This is a genomic window from Mesorhizobium sp. SP-1A (assembly GCF_032460275.1).
Classification (GTDB): domain Bacteria; phylum Pseudomonadota; class Alphaproteobacteria; order Rhizobiales; family Rhizobiaceae; genus Mesorhizobium.
Window position 1 is genome coordinate 114,234 of sequence record NZ_JAVXZD010000008.1, and the last position, 17,183, is coordinate 131,416.

15 protein-coding genes are annotated in these 17,183 nt (G+C 61.2%); 9 read left to right on the top strand and 6 right to left on the bottom strand.

Features of this window, described 5'->3' with window-relative positions; translation table 11 throughout:
• Window positions 1–3: 3 nt before the first annotated feature.
• From QU595_RS26245 to QU595_RS26255, 3 genes are read right to left on the bottom strand one after another with little or no spacing between them, the layout of a single operon-like run.
• Window positions 4–561 (bottom strand): phosphatase PAP2 family protein, encoded by a 558-nt coding sequence (locus QU595_RS26245; protein ID WP_315927536.1) that lies wholly within the window; start codon window positions 559–561, stop codon window positions 4–6.
• Between the two features lie 46 nt (window positions 562–607).
• Window positions 608–1,870, bottom strand: coding sequence for an MFS transporter (locus QU595_RS26250; protein ID WP_315927538.1), 1,263 nt, complete (start codon window positions 1,868–1,870; stop codon window positions 608–610).
• A 1-nt stretch (window position 1,871) separates the two neighbouring features.
• Window positions 1,872–2,414, bottom strand: coding sequence for a Chromate resistance protein ChrB (locus tag QU595_RS26255; RefSeq protein WP_315927540.1), 543 nt, complete (start codon window positions 2,412–2,414; stop codon window positions 1,872–1,874).
• 141 nt (window positions 2,415–2,555) lie between these two features.
• On the opposite strand from QU595_RS26255, the gene QU595_RS26260 reads away from it, so the two are divergent.
• From QU595_RS26260 to QU595_RS26270, 3 genes are all read left to right on the top strand, one after another.
• A complete protein-coding gene (locus tag QU595_RS26260; protein ID WP_112590812.1) occupies window positions 2,556–2,831 on the top strand; it encodes a metal/formaldehyde-sensitive transcriptional repressor in 276 nt (91 codons plus the stop codon).
• 16 nt (window positions 2,832–2,847) lie between these two features.
• Window positions 2,848–4,875 (top strand): cation-translocating P-type ATPase, encoded by a 2,028-nt coding sequence (locus tag QU595_RS26265; protein WP_315927542.1) that lies wholly within the window; start codon window positions 2,848–2,850, stop codon window positions 4,873–4,875.
• 61 nt (window positions 4,876–4,936) lie between these two features.
• Entirely contained in the window at window positions 4,937–6,322 is a 1,386-nt protein-coding gene (locus QU595_RS26270; RefSeq protein WP_315927544.1) for an MFS transporter, read from the top strand.
• A gap of 90 nt (window positions 6,323–6,412) precedes the next feature.
• Here the strand turns inward: QU595_RS26270 and QU595_RS26275 are convergent, their stop codons facing one another.
• Window positions 6,413–7,027 (bottom strand): recombinase family protein, encoded by a 615-nt coding sequence (locus QU595_RS26275; RefSeq protein ID WP_315927639.1) that lies wholly within the window; start codon window positions 7,025–7,027, stop codon window positions 6,413–6,415.
• A gap of 125 nt (window positions 7,028–7,152) precedes the next feature.
• Here QU595_RS26275 and QU595_RS26280 point away from each other — a divergent pair, with 125 nt between their 5' ends.
• The 6 genes from QU595_RS26280 to QU595_RS26305 all read left to right on the top strand — a co-directional run bounded on the left by QU595_RS26280 (window position 7,153) and on the right by QU595_RS26305 (window position 15,032).
• Window positions 7,153–10,044 carry a Tn3 family transposase gene (locus QU595_RS26280; protein ID WP_315927546.1) on the top strand — a complete coding sequence of 964 codons (2,892 nt, stop codon included), beginning with the start codon at window positions 7,153–7,155 and terminating at the stop codon, window positions 10,042–10,044.
• Window positions 10,045–10,148: 104 nt separating this feature from the next.
• Window positions 10,149–11,414, top strand: a complete 1,266-nt coding sequence (gene gltA, locus QU595_RS26285) for a citrate synthase (protein ID WP_410000574.1) — start codon at window positions 10,149–10,151, stop codon at window positions 11,412–11,414.
• A gap of 283 nt (window positions 11,415–11,697) precedes the next feature.
• On the top strand, window positions 11,698–12,198 hold the full coding sequence (locus QU595_RS26290; protein ID WP_315927550.1) for a TIR domain-containing protein: 501 nt from the start codon (window positions 11,698–11,700) through the stop codon (window positions 12,196–12,198).
• A gap of 3 nt (window positions 12,199–12,201) precedes the next feature.
• Window positions 12,202–13,083: a macro domain-containing protein gene (locus QU595_RS26295; RefSeq protein ID WP_315927552.1), complete on the top strand. Its 882-nt coding sequence runs from the start codon at window positions 12,202–12,204 to the stop codon at window positions 13,081–13,083.
• A gap of 143 nt (window positions 13,084–13,226) precedes the next feature.
• Window positions 13,227–14,453 carry a gephyrin-like molybdotransferase Glp gene (gene glp / locus QU595_RS26300; RefSeq protein WP_315927554.1) on the top strand — a complete coding sequence of 409 codons (1,227 nt, stop codon included), beginning with the start codon at window positions 13,227–13,229 and terminating at the stop codon, window positions 14,451–14,453.
• A gap of 90 nt (window positions 14,454–14,543) precedes the next feature.
• Window positions 14,544–15,032 carry a hypothetical protein gene (locus QU595_RS26305; protein WP_315927556.1) on the top strand — a complete coding sequence of 163 codons (489 nt, stop codon included), beginning with the start codon at window positions 14,544–14,546 and terminating at the stop codon, window positions 15,030–15,032.
• Between the two features lie 87 nt (window positions 15,033–15,119).
• Here QU595_RS26305 and QU595_RS26310 read toward each other — a convergent pair whose 3' ends face one another.
• Together QU595_RS26310 and fgd are read right to left on the bottom strand one after the other, a co-directional pair.
• A complete protein-coding gene (locus QU595_RS26310) occupies window positions 15,120–16,121 on the bottom strand; it encodes a TIGR03842 family LLM class F420-dependent oxidoreductase (protein WP_315927558.1) in 1,002 nt (333 codons plus the stop codon).
• A gap of 43 nt (window positions 16,122–16,164) precedes the next feature.
• A complete protein-coding gene (fgd, locus tag QU595_RS26315; RefSeq protein WP_315927560.1) occupies window positions 16,165–17,172 on the bottom strand; it encodes a glucose-6-phosphate dehydrogenase (coenzyme-F420) in 1,008 nt (335 codons plus the stop codon).
• Window positions 17,173–17,183: the final 11 nt, after the last annotated feature.

Genomic DNA, 17,183 nt, shown 5'->3' on the forward strand with positions numbered 1-17,183 from the left:
CCTCTAAAGAACGGAGGTGACGAACCGATCGAGGCGTGTCCCCTCCCGGTAGAGCGCGCGGACCAATATGGCGGCGACGATACCTGTCGCGGCTCCTCCGAGAACGTCGCTCACATAGTGCGTCCCGATATAGACGCGGGAGACTGCCACCAGAACCGCCGCCGCGAAGAGCCACCGTCCCATGCGCCGCATCCCGTGCAGCAAAAACGCCGCCGCGATGGCGAAAGTCGCGGTCGCGTGGTCGGAGGGAAATGACGGATCGGCGCTGGGACTGATCAGCAGATGGGAGATGCCACTGTCATAGGGTCGCATGCGATGAACAAACAGCAGGATAAGCTGATTGATAGCAAGGCCGAGCAGCAAAGAGAGTCCCGTCGCGACGAGAACGTGTCTGTTGTGCGGCCTATCCGATCCTCGCCACCATTGCGCGGCGACCGCCAGCACGAGCAGCGGCACACCGATGGCGGACACCCAGATCATCAGGAAATCGACCGAGGCGCTAGCTCCGGCAAGGCTGTTGACGGCGCGGGTCGCGGCGGCATCGAGATCGTAGAGTTGCAACGCTGTATCCTCTTCTTTTTGTTGGCACCGCTTGCGTTGACGCGCGTCAGCGATCCCGTTTTGCTTCGGGCACGGCGATCTTTACGAGCCTTGGTCGAATGGGAAGGAGACCCAGTACGGTCAGCGTCGCGAAGCCCGCGCCCGCCAGAAATGTCCCCTGGGGTCCGGCGGCATCCCACAAGATCCCCGCGATGATGCTGGCGGCGAGCAGCGCGAGACCGCAGATCAGGTTGAACATGCCGAAGGCGGTACCGCGCAGTTCCGACGGCGCGGTCTCGGCGACGAGCGTCGAAAGCAGGCCCTGGGTGAAGCCCATGTGAAGGCCCCAGAGTACGACGCCAATTACGACCGCGACAATGCTGGACGCAAACGCCAGCACGACATCTGCCAGAACGAGCAGAACCAGTCCGACGATCAGGATCATCACCTTGTCCATGCGATCAGACAGGATGCCAATCGGATAGGCCGAGAGCGAATAGGTGAGGCTCATGACGACCATCACAACCGGTATCAGCGCAAGCGGCAGGCCTATCGATTGCGCGCGGAGGACGAGAAACGCTTCGCTGAATCGAGCCAGCGTGAAGACCGCGGCAATCACCACGACCCACCAGTAAACAGCATCCAAACGGCGCAGTTCCTCACGTCGCAAGGGCATCCGAACCTTGCGCAATGCCTTCGGGCGCTCCGGCTCCTTGACGGCGACGATGATGAGCACCAAGGAGAGACACGCCGGAATGACAGCGATCCAGAAAACCGTTTGGAAGTGATCCGCGGTGAGCCACATCAGACCGATAGCGAGGAGCGGCCCTACAAAAGCTCCGATCGTATCGAGCGACTGGCGCAGGCCGAAGCTCGCGCCGCGCAGCTCCGGCGGCGCGATATCGGCGACGAGCGCGTCACGCGGTGCGCCGCGAATGCCCTTTCCGACCCGATCGATAAAGCGGGCAGCGATCAGCCAGTCGAGCGAAGAAGCCAGAGGAAAGATCGGTTTGGTGAAGGCGGCAAGGCCATAACCGAGAACTGCAAGGAACTTACGTTTGCCAAGCCAATCACTAAGCGCCCCGGAAAACACCTTGGTGATCGAGGCGGTCGCTTCGGCAATCCCCTCGATGATGCCGACAGCCAGCGCCGACGTGCCGAGCACCGCCACCATATAGACGGGTAGCAGCGCATGAATCATTTCCGAGGAGGTGTCCATCAGCAGGGAGACGAAGCCTAGCGCCCAGATGCCTGCCGGAATACCGCGACGGGTTTCGGCAGAAGACGTTTTCTCGACGGTGATTGTGGGCTTCCCGGCCTGGTCGCTCATTTCAGCGGTTCTCGTGTTGGGCGTCGAAGACGCGCTGGGCATAGCTGTCGAGCAGCGCCTCGCAGGCGCGCAGCCGCTCTGAGGCCTCTTCGGCCAATGTCGCGCCGTAAAAGTCGAGCTTGCTGATCTTCTCGTGCCATCCCTGAAGCTTCTTGAGGTCTGTGTCCTCTTCCTCCAGTTCGGCATAAGTGAACTTGTTGATCGCGATCTCCTTGGCGATCTCGGCCTCGAAATCGCCGCAGCGGCCAAGGAACTCACGATACTGCTCGTCGCGATCGGCCTTGAAGCGGTTGATCACCTTGTCTTCCTGGGCGCGGTCGAGGGCGACTGTTTCCAGGATCACGGCTTCACCGCCCATCTCCGCCACGTCGTTCTCCAGCATCTTGAGCCGTCGGACATGATCGTCGGTCTTCGGCAGGAGGCACACGCCGTTCTGCAGATAGACCGCGCCCATGCCCTTGAGCCGGCGCCATAACGCGATGCGCTTGGCGGCCGGCTCGGGTGGGACCTTGTAGGTCAAAAGAAGCCAGGATGGAGCGGTCACGGTTCATCCATAATGAAACGACGGTAACATATCAAGAGAAACGTCATCGCGTAAGCGACGATTCTCGGCCCGCCTCATTCGCCAGTTCTTGTCATTATGATATAGGGGGGTATGCTATATGGAATGAAACTGGAGGATCGCATGTCGCATACGACCCGTGAGAAACAGAAGCTGCTCAATCGCGTGCGCCGTATTCGCGGCCAGATGGAGGCGGTCGAACGCGCGCTCGAAGAGGAAAAGGGCTGCGCCGCAGTGTTGCAGCTCATCGCGGGCGTACGCGGTGCCGTGAACGGCCTGATGGCGGAGGTGGTGGAGGACCACATCCAGCATCATGTGGCCGATGCCGATCTCGACCAGAAACAACGCAATGAGGGCGCCGCCGAACTGATCGATGTCGTGCGCGCCTACCTCAAATAGAACCGGAGTTGGCGCCATGGTCGTTCACGACACCACCCACCGCCGCAGGCTTGCCGATGAGCCTCATGGGCATGCGGCTGAGCCCCATCCTCATGCGCATCACCATCATGATCATGAGCACAACGATCATGAGCACGGCCACGATCACGACCACCCGTTCGAATGGCCGGAAGCAGTGCGGATCGCGCTTGTCGCGGTCGCGGCGGCGGCCGTCTGGTTCCAAATCTGGGAGCCATTCCAGGCTGTCAGCGTCATCGGCGTCGCCGGCCTTCTGATCGGCGGCTGGCCGATCCTGAAGGAGGCATTCGAGAATATCGTCGAGCGGCGCATGACGATGGAGCTGTCGATGACGATCGCCATCGCCGCTGCTGCGGCGATCGGCGAGTTCTTCACCGCACTCGTCATCACGCTCTTCGTCCTCGTCGCCGAGGTGCTGGAGGGGCTGACGGTTGGCCGCGGCCGCAAGGCCATTCGCGACCTGCTCGAATTCCTGCCGCGCGAAGTCTCCGTGCGCCGGGCTGGAGCGATCCGGTCGGTCTCGGCGGAGGAACTCTCGGTGGGCGACGCGATCCTGGTTGCGCCGGGCGGTCGCATACCGGTCGACGGCGCGGTGCTGTCGGGCCACTCCTTCGTCGATGAATCGCGCATCACGGGTGAATCGATGCCCGTCGAGAAGGTCGCGGGCACGCATGTCTTCGCCGGCTCCATCAATCAGTCCGGCGCGCTCGAAGTTTCAGCCGAGCGGATTGGCCGCGACACCAGCTACGGCAAGATCATCGAGGCAGTCGAGCGGGCGGAAAAGTCGCGCGCTCCGGTGCAGCGGCTCGCCGACCGCCTGGCCGGCTACCTCGTCTATTTTGCGCTCGGCGCTGCTGTGCTGACCTTCCTTCTAACACGCGACATCTATTCCACGATCTCGGTCATTATCGTCGCCGGCGCCTGCGGCATCGCTGCCGGTACGCCGCTTGCGATCCTCGGCGGTATCGGCCGCTCGGCCAGGCTTGGCGCGATCGTAAAGGGCGGTGTGCATCTAGAGACATTGGGCCAGGTCGACACCGTCGTGCTCGACAAGACCGGCACGCTGACCTTCGGACGCCCGGAAGTACAGCAGGTGGTGCCCGTCGCCGGCAGAACGGAAGAGGAGCTGCTCGATGCGGCGGCAACGGCCGAGCTGCGCTCCGAGCATCCGCTCGGCAAGGCCATTCTTGCCTACGTCCGCCAGCAGGGCCGCGAGATCGCCGAGCCAGGCAGCTTCGGCTACACGCCGGGGCGCGGCATCACCGCCAAGGTTGATGATGCCGTGATCCTCGTCGGCAACCGTGCCTGGATGGCGGATAATGGCATCGGGAACGTCGGCGAGGCGAATACACCCAGCCATGCCAGCGGCGGCGCGGGAACGGAGATCCTCGTTGCCCGTGACGGCATTCTCCTCGGCAGCATCGTCGTTGCGGATACAGTCCGGCCGGAAGCGAGGAATGCTATCGCATCCCTGCAGCGCATGGGCATTCGGACCATTCTGCTGACGGGTGACGCCGAGCGCGTGGCGAGCGCAGTCGGCGGAGCTCTCGGCATCAGGGAGATCGAAGCGGAATTGCTGCCGGAGGACAAGCTGAAACGCATCGATGCCCTCGTGGCGCAGAAGCGTGTCGTCGCCATGGTCGGCGACGGCGTCAACGACGCCCCGGCGCTGGCTCAGGCCAATGTCGGTGTCGCCATGGGGTCCGGCACGGACGTGGCGCAGGAGAGCGCCGACGTGGTGCTGCTCGGAAACGACCTTGAACGCTTCGTCGAAACGCTTGCCGTCGCGCGACGGACGCGCGGAATCATCTGGCAGAACTTCGCCGGCACGATCGGCGTCGACACGCTCGGCATCGTCCTCGCTGCCTTCGGCTTCCTCAACCCGTTGCTCGCCGCTGCGATCCATGTCGTCTCGGAGCTGGTCTTCATCCTCAACTCGGCGCGACTCCTGCCGGCCCGCGCCAATGAGGGCGCAGATAATGCGAAGGTGGCCTCCGAAACTATGATGGCGGCGGAGGGACGGTGATGTTGAATGAGAGCAATACCGTTGGCCTCGCCTCCGGTGACGCGAAACTGATGGAGGCGACATGCGGCCGGCCCTTTTAGAACCGCTGCTTGATCGAACCTATCGCCGCCTCTTTGCGGCGCAGGCTCTGTCCCTTGTCGGAACGGGCCTGACGACGGTTGCGCTCGCGCTGCTTGCTTATGATCTGGCCGGCAAGGATGCCGGCGCGGTGCTTGGCACGGCGCTGGCGCTCAAGATGGTCGCCTATGTCGGCATCGCACCCCTGGTCGGCGCGATCGCCCACCGGCTGCCGCGCCGGAGCTTTCTTGTCGCTCTCGACCTCGTGCGCGCCGGCATTGTTTTGTTCCTGCCCTTCGTGACCGCGATCTGGCAGATCTACGTGCTGATCTTCGTACTCCAGTCGTGTTCGGCCGCCTTCACGCCGACCTTCCAGGCGACGATCCCCGATGTGTTGACTGACGAGAAGCGCTACACCGAGGCGCTTTCGCTCTCGCGGCTTGCCTATGACCTGGAGGCGCTGCTTTCTCCGACGCTCGCTGCCGCGCTGCTCACGATCACCAGCTATAGCACGCTGTTTGTCGGCGACGCCGTGACCTTCTTCGTCTCGGCCGGCCTGGTGCTGTCGACGGTGTTGCCGGCGGCAAAGCCGGTCGAGCGCACCGGCGGCATCTGGTCGAAGACGACCTACGGGATGCGGCTCTATCTGGCGACGCCGCGCCTGCGCGGGTTGCTGGCGCTCAATCTTGCCGTGGCCGCAGCGGGCTCGATGGTGATCGTCAACACCGTCGTCTATGTCCGCAGCATTCTCGGCGGCGACAACAGCGCGGTCGCCTGGCTGATGGCCGCTTCCGGCGGCGGATCGATGCTCGCGGCACTCCTCCTGCCGCGTGTCCTGACATGGGTCCCGGAGCGCACGGCAATGATCGGCGGCGCTGGCCTGCTGGCGCTCGGTCTCGCAGCGGCGGCGACGTTGCCAGGCTTTGCCGTCGCAGCCGGCCTATGGCTGCTCCTCGGCATCGGCTCCTCATTGGTACAGACGCCAGGTGGGCGCCTCCTGCGCCGCTCCTCGCAGAGCGAAGACCGCCCGGCGCTGTTTGCCGCGCAATTTGCGTTATCACATGCTTGTTGGCTCCTAACCTATCCGGCCGCGGGCTGGCTTGGCGCGACGTTCGGCCTCGCAACGGCGTTCGCGGCCATGGTTGCAGTGGTCCTGATTGCCTCGACCCTCGCGTTGATGCTTTGGCCGAGCGTCGATCCGGCGGAGATCGCCCATTCACACGAACCGCATCAGCACGACCACCTGCATGTTCATGACGAGCATCATCAGCACGAGCATGAGGGCTGGGAGGGGCCAGAGCCACATCGTCATCCGCATCGCCACGCACCAACCCGACATATCCACGCCTTCGTGATAGACGACCATCATCCAGCCTGGCCGAGGCATTGACTGTATGACACGCGCGACGAAGAAACGTCGCTGTTGGGCTGGCGATGAGCTTTGTTCTGCAGTTATCCAGCAGCGATTTCTATACCAAACTCAAGCAACGCCGAGGACACGCTTACCATGATCCCTGAGCTCACCCTCCGGGCCGACATACCGGTATAGAGTGACGCGCTCGATCCCGAGTTCCTTGCACAGATCGGAAACGGAAGTGTCGCGCTGCGCCATGGCGGCTTGGGCGAGACGCACCTGTGCTTTGGTCAGGGCGAATTTCCGGCCCCCTTTGCGGCCGCGTGCCCGTGCGGCGGCGAGGCCGGCTATAGTGCGCTCTCGGATCAGATCCCGCTCGAATTCGGCTAGCGTGGCGAAAATGCCGAACACCATACGCCCGGATGCGGTGGCTGTGTCGATCTGAGCGCCTTTCCCAGTCAGCACCCGTAGACCGATATTGCGATCCGACAGATCCTTCACAGTGTTGATCAGGTGAGCAAGCGACCGACCGAGGCGGTCGAGCTTCCAGACCACCAGCACATCGCCGTCGCGCAAGGATTTCAGGCAGGCGGCCAGTCCGGGCCGATCGTCGCGGCTGCCGGAAGCGCGATCCTCATAGATATTGTCCTGGTCGACGCCGGCGGCGCGCAAGTCGTCGTGCTGCAGGTCCAGGGACTGCGAGCCATCGGCTTTTGAGACACGTGCGTATCCGATCAGCATGTATCTTAAACGTTGGTTTGAGGCGGCGCGGTGGTCACGAATGATTTGTTCGCTGGAAATGTATCTCAACCAGCTTCATAAACAAAGCGTCTTGAACGCTACCCCATTTTGAAAAAGGAACATGGATGCCGCGTCGTGTCACTCTAACCGATCGGCAGAAGGACGCGTTATTGCGCCTGCCGACCTCGCAGGCGGATTTGCTGAAGCATTATACACTGAGCGATGAAGATCTCGGGCATATCAGGCAGCGTCGGCGCACTCACAATAGGTTCGGCTTCGCCCTGCAATTGTGCGTCCTGCGCTATCCCGGTCGGGTGCTCGCTCCTGGCGAGTTGATACCGGCGGAGGTGGTCGAGTTCATCGGAGCGCAGCTTGGCCTACTTGCCGACGATCTCGTCGACTATGCCTCCCGTGAGGAGACGCGGCACGAGCATCTTGCCGAGCTGCGGTCGCTCTACGGATTCCGTGCCTTCTCCGGACGTGGAGCACACGAGCTGAAGGACTGGCTGTTCCGGGAAGCCGAGCTGGCGGTGTCAAACGAGGACATTGCCCGTCGCTTCGTGGCCGAGTGCCGTCGCACCCGCACGGTTCTTCCCGCGACATCCACGATCGAGCGACTTTGCGCCACGGCTCTGGTCGATGCGGAGCGGCAAATCGAGACGAGGATCGCCGATCGCTTATCGGTGCTGATCCGGGGACAGTTACTGGCATTGCTCGAGGAGACGGCTGACGATCGGGTCACCCGCTTCGTGTGGCTGCGTCAGTTCGAGCCTGGCTCGAACTCGTCGTCGGCCAACCGGCTACTCGACCGGTTTGAATACCTGCAACGTGTCGATCTTCCCGAGGATCTGCTGGCCGGTGTTCCTGCCCATCGGGTGACACGTCTGCGCAGGCAGGGCGAGCGATATTACGCCGACGGCATGCGTGATCTCCCGGAGGACAGACGGCTGGCGATTCTGGCCGTTTGCGCATCGGAATGGCAGGCGATGCTCGCCGACGCCGTTGTCGAAACCCATGACCGGATCGTCGGCAGGCTCTACCGTGCTTCAGAGCGCATTTGCCAGGCAAAGATCGCCGACGAAGCAAGCGCAGTGCGCGACACCTTGAAATCCTTTGCCGAAATCGGCGGCGCCCTAGTCGATGCACAGGATGATGGCCAGCCACTGGACGCCGTCATCGCGAGCGGATCAGGGTGGGACGGTTTCAAGACCCTTGTTGCAATGGCAACCCGGCTAACCGCTACCATGGCGGACGACCCTCTCAATCATGTGCTCGACGGTTATCACCGTTTCCGCCGTTATGCTCCGCGCATGTTGCGCCTGCTCGATCTGCGGGCTGCGCCTGTCGCGCTCCCGCTTCTCGAAGCGGTGATGACTTTGCGCACCGGTTTGAACGATGCCGCGCTGACCGGCTTCCTGCGTCCGAGCTCGAAATGGCATCGCCATCTTCGGGCTCAGGCGGCTGGTGACGCCCGCCTCTGGGAAATCGCGGTTCTGTTCCATCTTCGCGACGCGTTCCGCTCCGGAGATATCTGGCTGGCCAGGTCACGGCGCTATGGCGATCTGAAACATGCACTCGTTCCGGCGCAGGCTGTCGCGGAAGGCGGTCGCCTCGCCGTGCCATTGCGGCCGGAGGAATGGCTGGCGGATCGTCAAGCTCGCCTTGCCGTCCGGCTACGCGAGCTGAGCCGTGCGGCACGCGCGGGTACGATTCCCGGCGGATCGATCGAAAACGGTGTTCTGCATATCGACAAGCTCGAAGCTGCCGCGCCGGCCGGCGCCGAAGATCTGGTTCTCGATCTCTACAAACAGATCCCACCCACGCGGATCACCGACCTCCTACTGGAGGTGGATGCGGCGACCGGCTTCTGCGAGGCCTTCACCCATCTGCGCACGGGAGCGCCCTGCGCCGACCGGATCGGCCTGATGAACGTCATTCTCGCGGAAGGGATCAACCTCGGTCTTCGCAAGATGGCCGACGCGACGAACACCCATACCTTCTGGGAGTTGATCCGCATTGGACGGTGGCATGTCGAGGGCGAAGCTTACGACCGGGCGCTGGCGATGGTCGTCGAGGCGCAGGCGGCATTACCCATGGCCCAGATATGGGGCATGGGCACCTCGGCTTCGAGTGACGGCCAGTTCTTCACCGCCACAGAGCAAGGTGAGGCCATGAACCTGGTCAACGCGAAATACGGCACTACCCCGGGCCTGAAAGCCTATAGCCACGTCTCGGACCAATACGCGCCGTTCGCGACCCAGGTGATTCCTGCAACGGCGAGCGAAGCCCCTTACATTCTCGACGGCCTGCTCATGAACGATGCCGGCCGCCATATCCGCGAGCAGTTCGCCGACACGGGCGGCTTCACAGATCACGTCTTTGCTGCGTGCGCTATTCTCGGCTACCGGTTCGCTCCGCGCATCCGCGACCTGCCATCCAAACGGCTCTATGCGTTCGATCCGTCGGCCGCCCCAGCCCACTTGCGGGCCATGATCGGCGGAAAAATCAATCAGGCCATGATCGAGCGCAACTGGCCCGATATCCTGCGCATCGCCGCCACCATCGCGGCCGGGAGCATCGCGCCCAGCCAGATTCTGCGCAAGCTCGCCTCCTATCCGCGGCAGAACGAACTGGCCACAGCTTTGCGCGAGGTCGGTCGCGTCGAGCGGACCCTGTTCATGATCGACTGGATTCTGGATGCCGAACTGCAACGCCGCGCCCAGATCGGGCTCAACAAGGGCGAGGCACATCACGCGCTGAAGCGGGCCATCAGCTTCCACCGGCGCGGCGAAATCCGCGACCGTTCCGCCGAAGGCCAGCACTACCGGATCGCCGGCATGAACCTGCTCGCCGCGATCATTATCTTCTGGAACACCATGAAGCTCGGCCAAGTCGTTGCCAACCAGAAATGCGAGGGAAAACTGCTATCGCCTGATCTGCTGGCTCATGTCTCGCCGCTCGGATGGGAACATATCAATCTCACCGGAGAATATCGTTGGCCAAAAACCTTAGCGTAGGATTCCGCCCCCTCCCGCAAACGACCCCAAGATCAGCGGCCCTGCACGCTGTTGAGCGAAACCCGGCGGAGACTGCGGCCCAATGCGGGGGGACGGTCCTTGAGATCGACGGGCAGAGGCATGTGCTCGCGACACGCGCGGGCACGATTGGGCCAAACGTAATCGATATCGGCAAACTCTACGCGCAGACCGGCGCCTTCACCTATGATCCCGGCTTCACCTCGACGGCGAGCTGCGAGTCCGGCATCACCTTCATCGACGGCGATGCCGGCATCCTCTTGCATCGCGGCTTCCCGATCGACCAGCTCGCCGAGCATGGCGACTTCCTCGAGGTCTGCTATCTGCTGCTCTATGGCGAGCTGCCGACCAAGGCCCAGAAGGACGACTTTGAGTACGAAGTCACGCGCCACACGATGGTGCACGAACAGATGTCGCGCTTCTTCACCGGCTTCCGCCGCGACGCGCATCCTATGGCGGTCATGTGCGGCGTGGTCGGCGCGCTATCAGCTTTCTATCACGACTCGACCGATATCACCGATCCCGAACAGCGCATGGTCGCCTCGATGCGGCTGATCGCCAAGATGCCGACGATCGCGGCAATGGCCTATAAATACCACATCGGCCAGCCCTTTATTTACCCGAAGAACGATCTCGGCTTCGCCGCCAACTTCCTGCATATGTGCTTTGCCGTGCCGTGCGAGGAGTACAAGATCAATCCGGTGCTGGCGCGCGCCATGGAGCGCATCTTCATCCTGCATGCCGACCACGAGCAGAACGCCTCGACCTCGACCGTTCGCCTCGCCGGTTCGTCGGGCGCTAACCCCTTCGCCTGTATCGCAGCCGGCATCGCCTGTCTGTGGGGTCCGGCGCATGGCGGCGCCAACGAGGCGGCGCTGAACATGCTGGGCGAGATCGGCCATGTCGACCACATTCCGGAGTTCATCGCCCGCGCCAAGGACAAGAACGATCCGTTCCGGCTGATGGGCTTTGGCCACCGCGTCTACAAGAACTACGATCCTCGTGCGAAAATCATGCAGAAGACCGCGCATGAGGTGCTGGGCGAGCTCGGCATCAAGGACGATCCGCTGCTCGACATCGCGATGGAGCTGGAAAAGATCGCGCTGACCGACGAGTACTTCATCGAAAAGAAGCTCTACCCGAATGTCGACTTCTATTCCGGCATCACGCTGAAGGCGCTGGGCTTCCCCACCACCATGTTCACCGTGCTCTTCGCGGTCGCGCGCACCGTCGGCTGGATCGCGCAGTGGAAGGAAATGATCGAGGATCCGCACCAGAAGATCGGCCGCCCGCGTCAGCTTTACACCGGCGCCACGGAACGCGACTACGTGCCGATTGCGCGTCGCGACTGAGACGCTGCGAAGCAAGCATGACCAAACCGGGACCGGTTAGCGGCCCAACTGGTTTTGCACGGCACAACTCGGATTGCAGTGCGCCAGGAACGTTGCCGAGGTGATTGGCTACGCAGGCAGCTGGGCGACTTCTAGAGCAGACGTGCTCTGGCTACGCAAATGACAATTGTGCCACGCTGAATTGAGAGCGGGTTGTTATTTGTGGAAAACGGCGCGATTCTCAGGCTAGACGACTCTCCTGTTCTGTGACAGGTCTTTCCGCACAATAAGGTGGTGGAAAGAGATGGCATACAGAAATAAGACATACATCTGCTTCGACGGCGATACGGACATGCGTTACTATCGCCTTATGACTGCGTGGGCGGAAAACGAAAAATTCACGTTCGATTTCCACAATGCGCACGACCTGAATACAGCCAGAGACACAAGCCAGGAAGAAAGCATCAAGCGCCAACTTCGCGAGCGCTTTGCTAACTCGAAGCTTATGGTTGTCCTTATCGGTGAAAAAACAAAACTGCTGACGAAATTCGTCAAGTGGGAGATGGAGGTCGCGCTCAAGCTTGGCCTGCCAATCATTGGAGTGAACCTGAATGGCACCAGGCATCGCGACGAACGCTGCCCCCCGGCAATTCGAGAGAGTCTGGCTGTCTACGTTCCGTTTGGGGTCAAGATCGTAGAGTATGCCATGGCCAATTGGCCAGACGTCCACGCCAAGTATCGGAAAGAGGGGCAGGCTGGACCCTATTACTACACCGACCAGACTTACAAAAACCTCGGGCTCTAGGTCGTGAAGTATTTTTTGAGCTCGATCCAAACCTGGTCATACTGGCGGTATGCACTCCTGTCGATTGACGGCCTGGCAAGGATTCTCGCCGTTCTCGGGGGAATATACCTTCTCTTGGATATGCTGGATTTCTTCAGCATGTACACTCGAGACAAATACAGCGCCTATAGCTTCTTCGTGGTATTGAGCTTTGCCGTCGTGGCAGCTCTCCTTTCCAGGCGGCCAATTTCCCGAATTTCGTATCGCATTCCAAAGAAGGATTTTAGCTACGAGGTCCTTATCGGAGACCTTCTGGACTCACCGGCTACCAATATAGTGATCAGCACCAACACGACGTTTGATACCGACATAGCCAGCGGCCTTATCAATCCAGATAGCTTGCAGGGAAAGTTCACGAACAAATATTTTTTAGGAAACACGGTTGATTTGGACAAGCAAGTGACTGCATCCCTCAAAGGTGTGGCATTCGCGGAGCATTCGGCTGGCAAGGGGAAAAAACGCAGATATCCTGTCGGGACGGTCGCAAAGGTCAGCACGCATGGCAAGACCTTCTACCTGTCGGCGATGGCCGAACTGAACGAGGAAGGTACCGCCAAGTCGACGCCCAAGATGCTGGACGCAGCGCTGGAAGCCCTTTGGGAGTTCCTGGCTACGAAGGGCGAGCTCGGTGATACAGCGATCGGTTTGATCGGCACCGGTCGCGGACGCGTTGGATTGCCGCGAAAGAAGGTCATCGAGAAGATCGCGCAATCTTTTGCGGACGCTTCGTATGACAAGGTGTTTTCAAACAAGCTCTCGATCGTTGTCTTCCCCGGTGATGCGGAACGCTTCGGGGTGAATCTCTTTGAGGTTCGCGACTACCTCGCTCAAAGCCTGCAGGTCTGACGCCTCGCTCGGGCTCCTAAACGTTGCCCGTTCACTTTCAAATTCGCAATATCCGCTCTAATACAACGGTCGCGTCCTCTTGATGTCGCGCCAACAAGGGTGCGCCGGGTTCACAAGTAATTCTCTTCACTCGGAGTTTTCAGATGCTGCTGCCTTCGGCGCACCCGACCAGCCCGCCGAAGACGCTCGCCGAAGCCAAGGATCGTATCGCCTCAATTCATCAATGCGTCACAAGCGCGGAAACGCTCCCTTTGCAAGTTTGCGCCGGCCGCTGCCTGGCTCAAGGTGTCGTCGCTTCCATCGATATTCCCCCTTACAATGTGGCAGCAATGGACGGCTACGCGGTGAGGTCGGCTGATCTTGACGCCGAAGGACGGGCTGACCTCCGCGTCATTGGAGAGATCGCGGCGGGCCATCCAAGCTATCGGGAGCTCGGCGCCGGTGAAGCGGCACATATCTACACCGGCGCTGTAATCCCTCCGGGGGTCGATCGGATCATCCCCCAGGAGCATTGCGTTCGCAGCTCCACGCACGTGGCTGTCAGGGCGCGCATCGGAGGAAAACCTCACATCAGGTTGAGCGGCGAGGACATACTCTCGGGACAGAAGGTGTTGGAGGCCGGTACGAGACTTGGCCCCGGCCAAATATCACTTCTTACGGCGCTTAGGGTTGAGCATGTGACTGTGCGGCGCCGCCTTCGCGTAGGACTGCTATCGGTCGGTGACGAATTGGCGGAAACTGGCAGTTCGGCCAAACACGGTGGCATCGTCGACAGCAATCGCCCGATGCTTCGAGGCTGGCTGGAGGAGCTTGGATGCGAAGCGGTTGACCTGGGAATCATCTCGGACACCTCCGGCTTAGTTCTTCAAGCCTTGATCGATGCTGCCACGAATGTCGACTTGATCATCACGAGCGGCGGAGCCTCGATCGGGCCGGCTGACTACCTCCCACGTTTGATTGTCAGTCGCGGCTCTCTTGAATTCTGGAAGCTCAACATGCGCCCAGGCAAGCCGGCGGGTTTTGGCGATATCGACGATTGCCCCATCCTTGCACTGCCTGGCAACCCGTTCGCCGCAGCGGCAGCCTTCACGCTTCTTGGACGTTTCCTGGTGAGGCGCCTTGCGGGCACCGTGGAAACCCTGCCGCTTAGACTTCCCTTAGCACGCACGATCACCAAGGAAGGTGGCTATCTCCAGGTCCTCGCCGGTAAATTGGCAGCGTCGGATGCGGGGGTGACAACTGTCGAGCCGTTCAGACAGCAAGGGTCGGCGAGCTTGCTGGCAATTGGCAGCGCCGACGGCTTGATCCTCTTTCCTGAGCACAGGCATCAATTGGCGGTTGGGGAGCCCGTCGAGTTCGTGCCCTTCTGATCGACATCCGGTTGGAGCAACTATGATCGCACCGAGGCAGCGCCACACAGAGATGCCCGTACCGGTTAATCGGAGCCAAGGGAGAGTATGTTGAAAACGTTGGCAATAGCGGCTTGTTTCCAACTGGCCTTCTTGCAGACCTCTTTAGCCCAGGAACAAGCCCAACCGTCTGTTGAGATATCGGGGCGGATCGTTCCTTCGGGCAAGATCAGTCCTGATAAACTCTCACGTCTCCCTTCCGTCGATCAGGAGGTTCGCTACCAGACCTCCAAGGGCGAGGAGCACGGTCGCTATTCGGGGCCATTGGTCTGGAGCATCCTCAAAGCGAAGGGCATTGCAAATCTTCCTGGCCACAACGAGCAACTCAAGCACAGCTTTGTGGTCGAGGGACGCGACGGCTACCGCATCATATTCTCGGTCGGCGAGATTGATCCGAATTTCGGCAATGCTCCGATCCAACTCGCAATTGAACACGACGGCAAGCCAATGACCGCGACCGAGGGCTACCGCCTTATTGTGCCCGGCGACAAACGCGGTGCGCGCTTTGTGCGCGACGTAGTGAAGATTGACGTGCAGTAGCTGCACTCCCGGCGCGACTCGCCAGCAGGAAGGAAGGGCATGACCTCAAATGATGCCTCGGCGTCCCATGTGTAAGGGTGCACGGCGTCAGCGAAAGGCCGGGATCACGTCCCGACCGTAGCCGGCTATGATCTCCTCCTCCATGCCGCTGTCGAGATAGATGTTGAACTGCGTCACGCCGGCATCCTTGAGCTTTCCGATTTTGGCGATGTGCTCGTCCGGCTCGCCAAGGACGCAGAAATTCTCGACGACGTCGGGCGTGATAAAATCCAGATAGGCGCTGCTGCTTTGGCCGTGCTTTGAATAGTCGTAGCCCCTGCGCTTCTCGATGTAGCTGGTGAGGCTGGCGGGCACGAGGCTGGTGTCTTTTCCGTACTTCTCGACGATGTCGGCCACATGATTGCCGACCATCGCCGGAAACCATTTCGTGGCCTCTATGGCTTTTTCCTTGTCGCCGAAATAGGCGGGGGCGCAGGACATTGAACGAAATCCCGACATGTTACGGCCAGCCGCCCTGCCTGCATCCAGGCATTGCTCGGTAAACCACTTGCAGAGCCCCGGCTCGGCGATCTGCAGCACGACCCCATCGGCATTTTCACCGGCAGTCTTCAGCGCCAGCGGGCCATAGGCAGCCATCCAGGCCGGCATCTCGTTTCCGGTCGCCCAAGGGAATTTCACGGGTTCGGGCGATTCCCCGTAGACGACCTCGTCGCCGCGCACCATGGCCTTCGTCTTGTGGATGAATTCCGCCACGCGTGCCAATGGAGCGGGCTTGAAGCCCATGACGCGGCGCGAGGAATCGCCTCGGCCGACGCCCAGGTCGAAACGGCCCCCGCTTTGCTTTGACAAGGATCCGAACAGCGAGGCGGCCACGGACCAGTCGCGCACGTCCGGGTTCGTGACGAGTGGTCCGAAGCGCATCGATTTCGTATGCTCCATGCACATAGCGATCGCGGCATAGCAATCGCGCCACAGGATATGGGAATCGTAGAACCAGCAATGACTGAAGCCCGCGAACTCGGCCGCCCGCACGAGGTAACGGGCCCTGTCGGCCTCGACGGCGCCCTTGAAGGTAATTCCGAATTCCATCTACATCTCCTTCCCTTTTGATCGCGCGGCGTTTTGCGCCGGTTCAGTCGAATGCCGCGCGAAGCCGCGGCAGGACGAGTTCCGAATAAAGTTTGATGAAGCGCCGCTGGTCATGGCCCGGCGCGTGGAAAACCAGATGACGGAACCCAAGCTCGACATAGGGCCTGATTTTTTCCACGTGCTCATCCGGATCTGAAGATACGATCCAGCGCTTGGCTGCCCGCTCGATCGGCAGCGCCTCGGCCAGTCTTTCCATCTCGAGCGGGTCTTCGACCGACATTTTTTCCTCTGGCGATAGCGACAGCGCTGCCCAAAAGCGCGTATCCTCAAGAGCCCGCTTCGCATCGGTGTCGAACGAGACCTTCATCTCGATCGTGCGGTCGATTGCCTCGCTGGAACGCCCTGCTATTTGAAGTCCCTCGGCGACGTTGGGGAGCAGCGTCTCGCTGTAGAGTTCGGGCACCTTGCCGCTGGTGCAGATGAAACCCTCCGCGATCCGACCGGCATATTTGGCGATCTGCGGTCCGGCGCCGGCGACATAAATCGGAACGGGATCGTTGGGCCGATCGTAGATCGTGGCGTTCTCGGTCTGATAGTACTGCCCGTCGAAGGTGACTCGCTCTTCGCTGAACAGCCGTCGCATGAGATCCACGGATTCCCGCAACCTGGCGAACCGCTCCTTGAGTTCGGGCCAGGCCATGCGTGTCGCCGGCACCTCGTTCAGGGACTCGCCCGTGCCGACGCCGAGGATCAGGCGGCCCGGGAACAGCGCGCCAAGCGTGGCGAAGGCCTGAGCGACAATCGAGGGGTGGTAGCGGAAGGTCGGGGTCAAAACGCTGGTGCCCATCACCACACGCGATGTGCGCGCACCGAGCGCGCCCAGCCATGCGATAGCGAATGGCGCATGGCCGTTGGTGTGCCGCCATGGCTGGAAATGGTCGCTGATGAAAACGGAATCGAACCCTACGTGTTCTGCCGCAACTGAATTTTCCAGGAGCTCCGCCGGACCGAATTGCTCGGCCGAAGCCTTGTAGCCAAGTGTCAGTGCCATGGGTTTTCTAC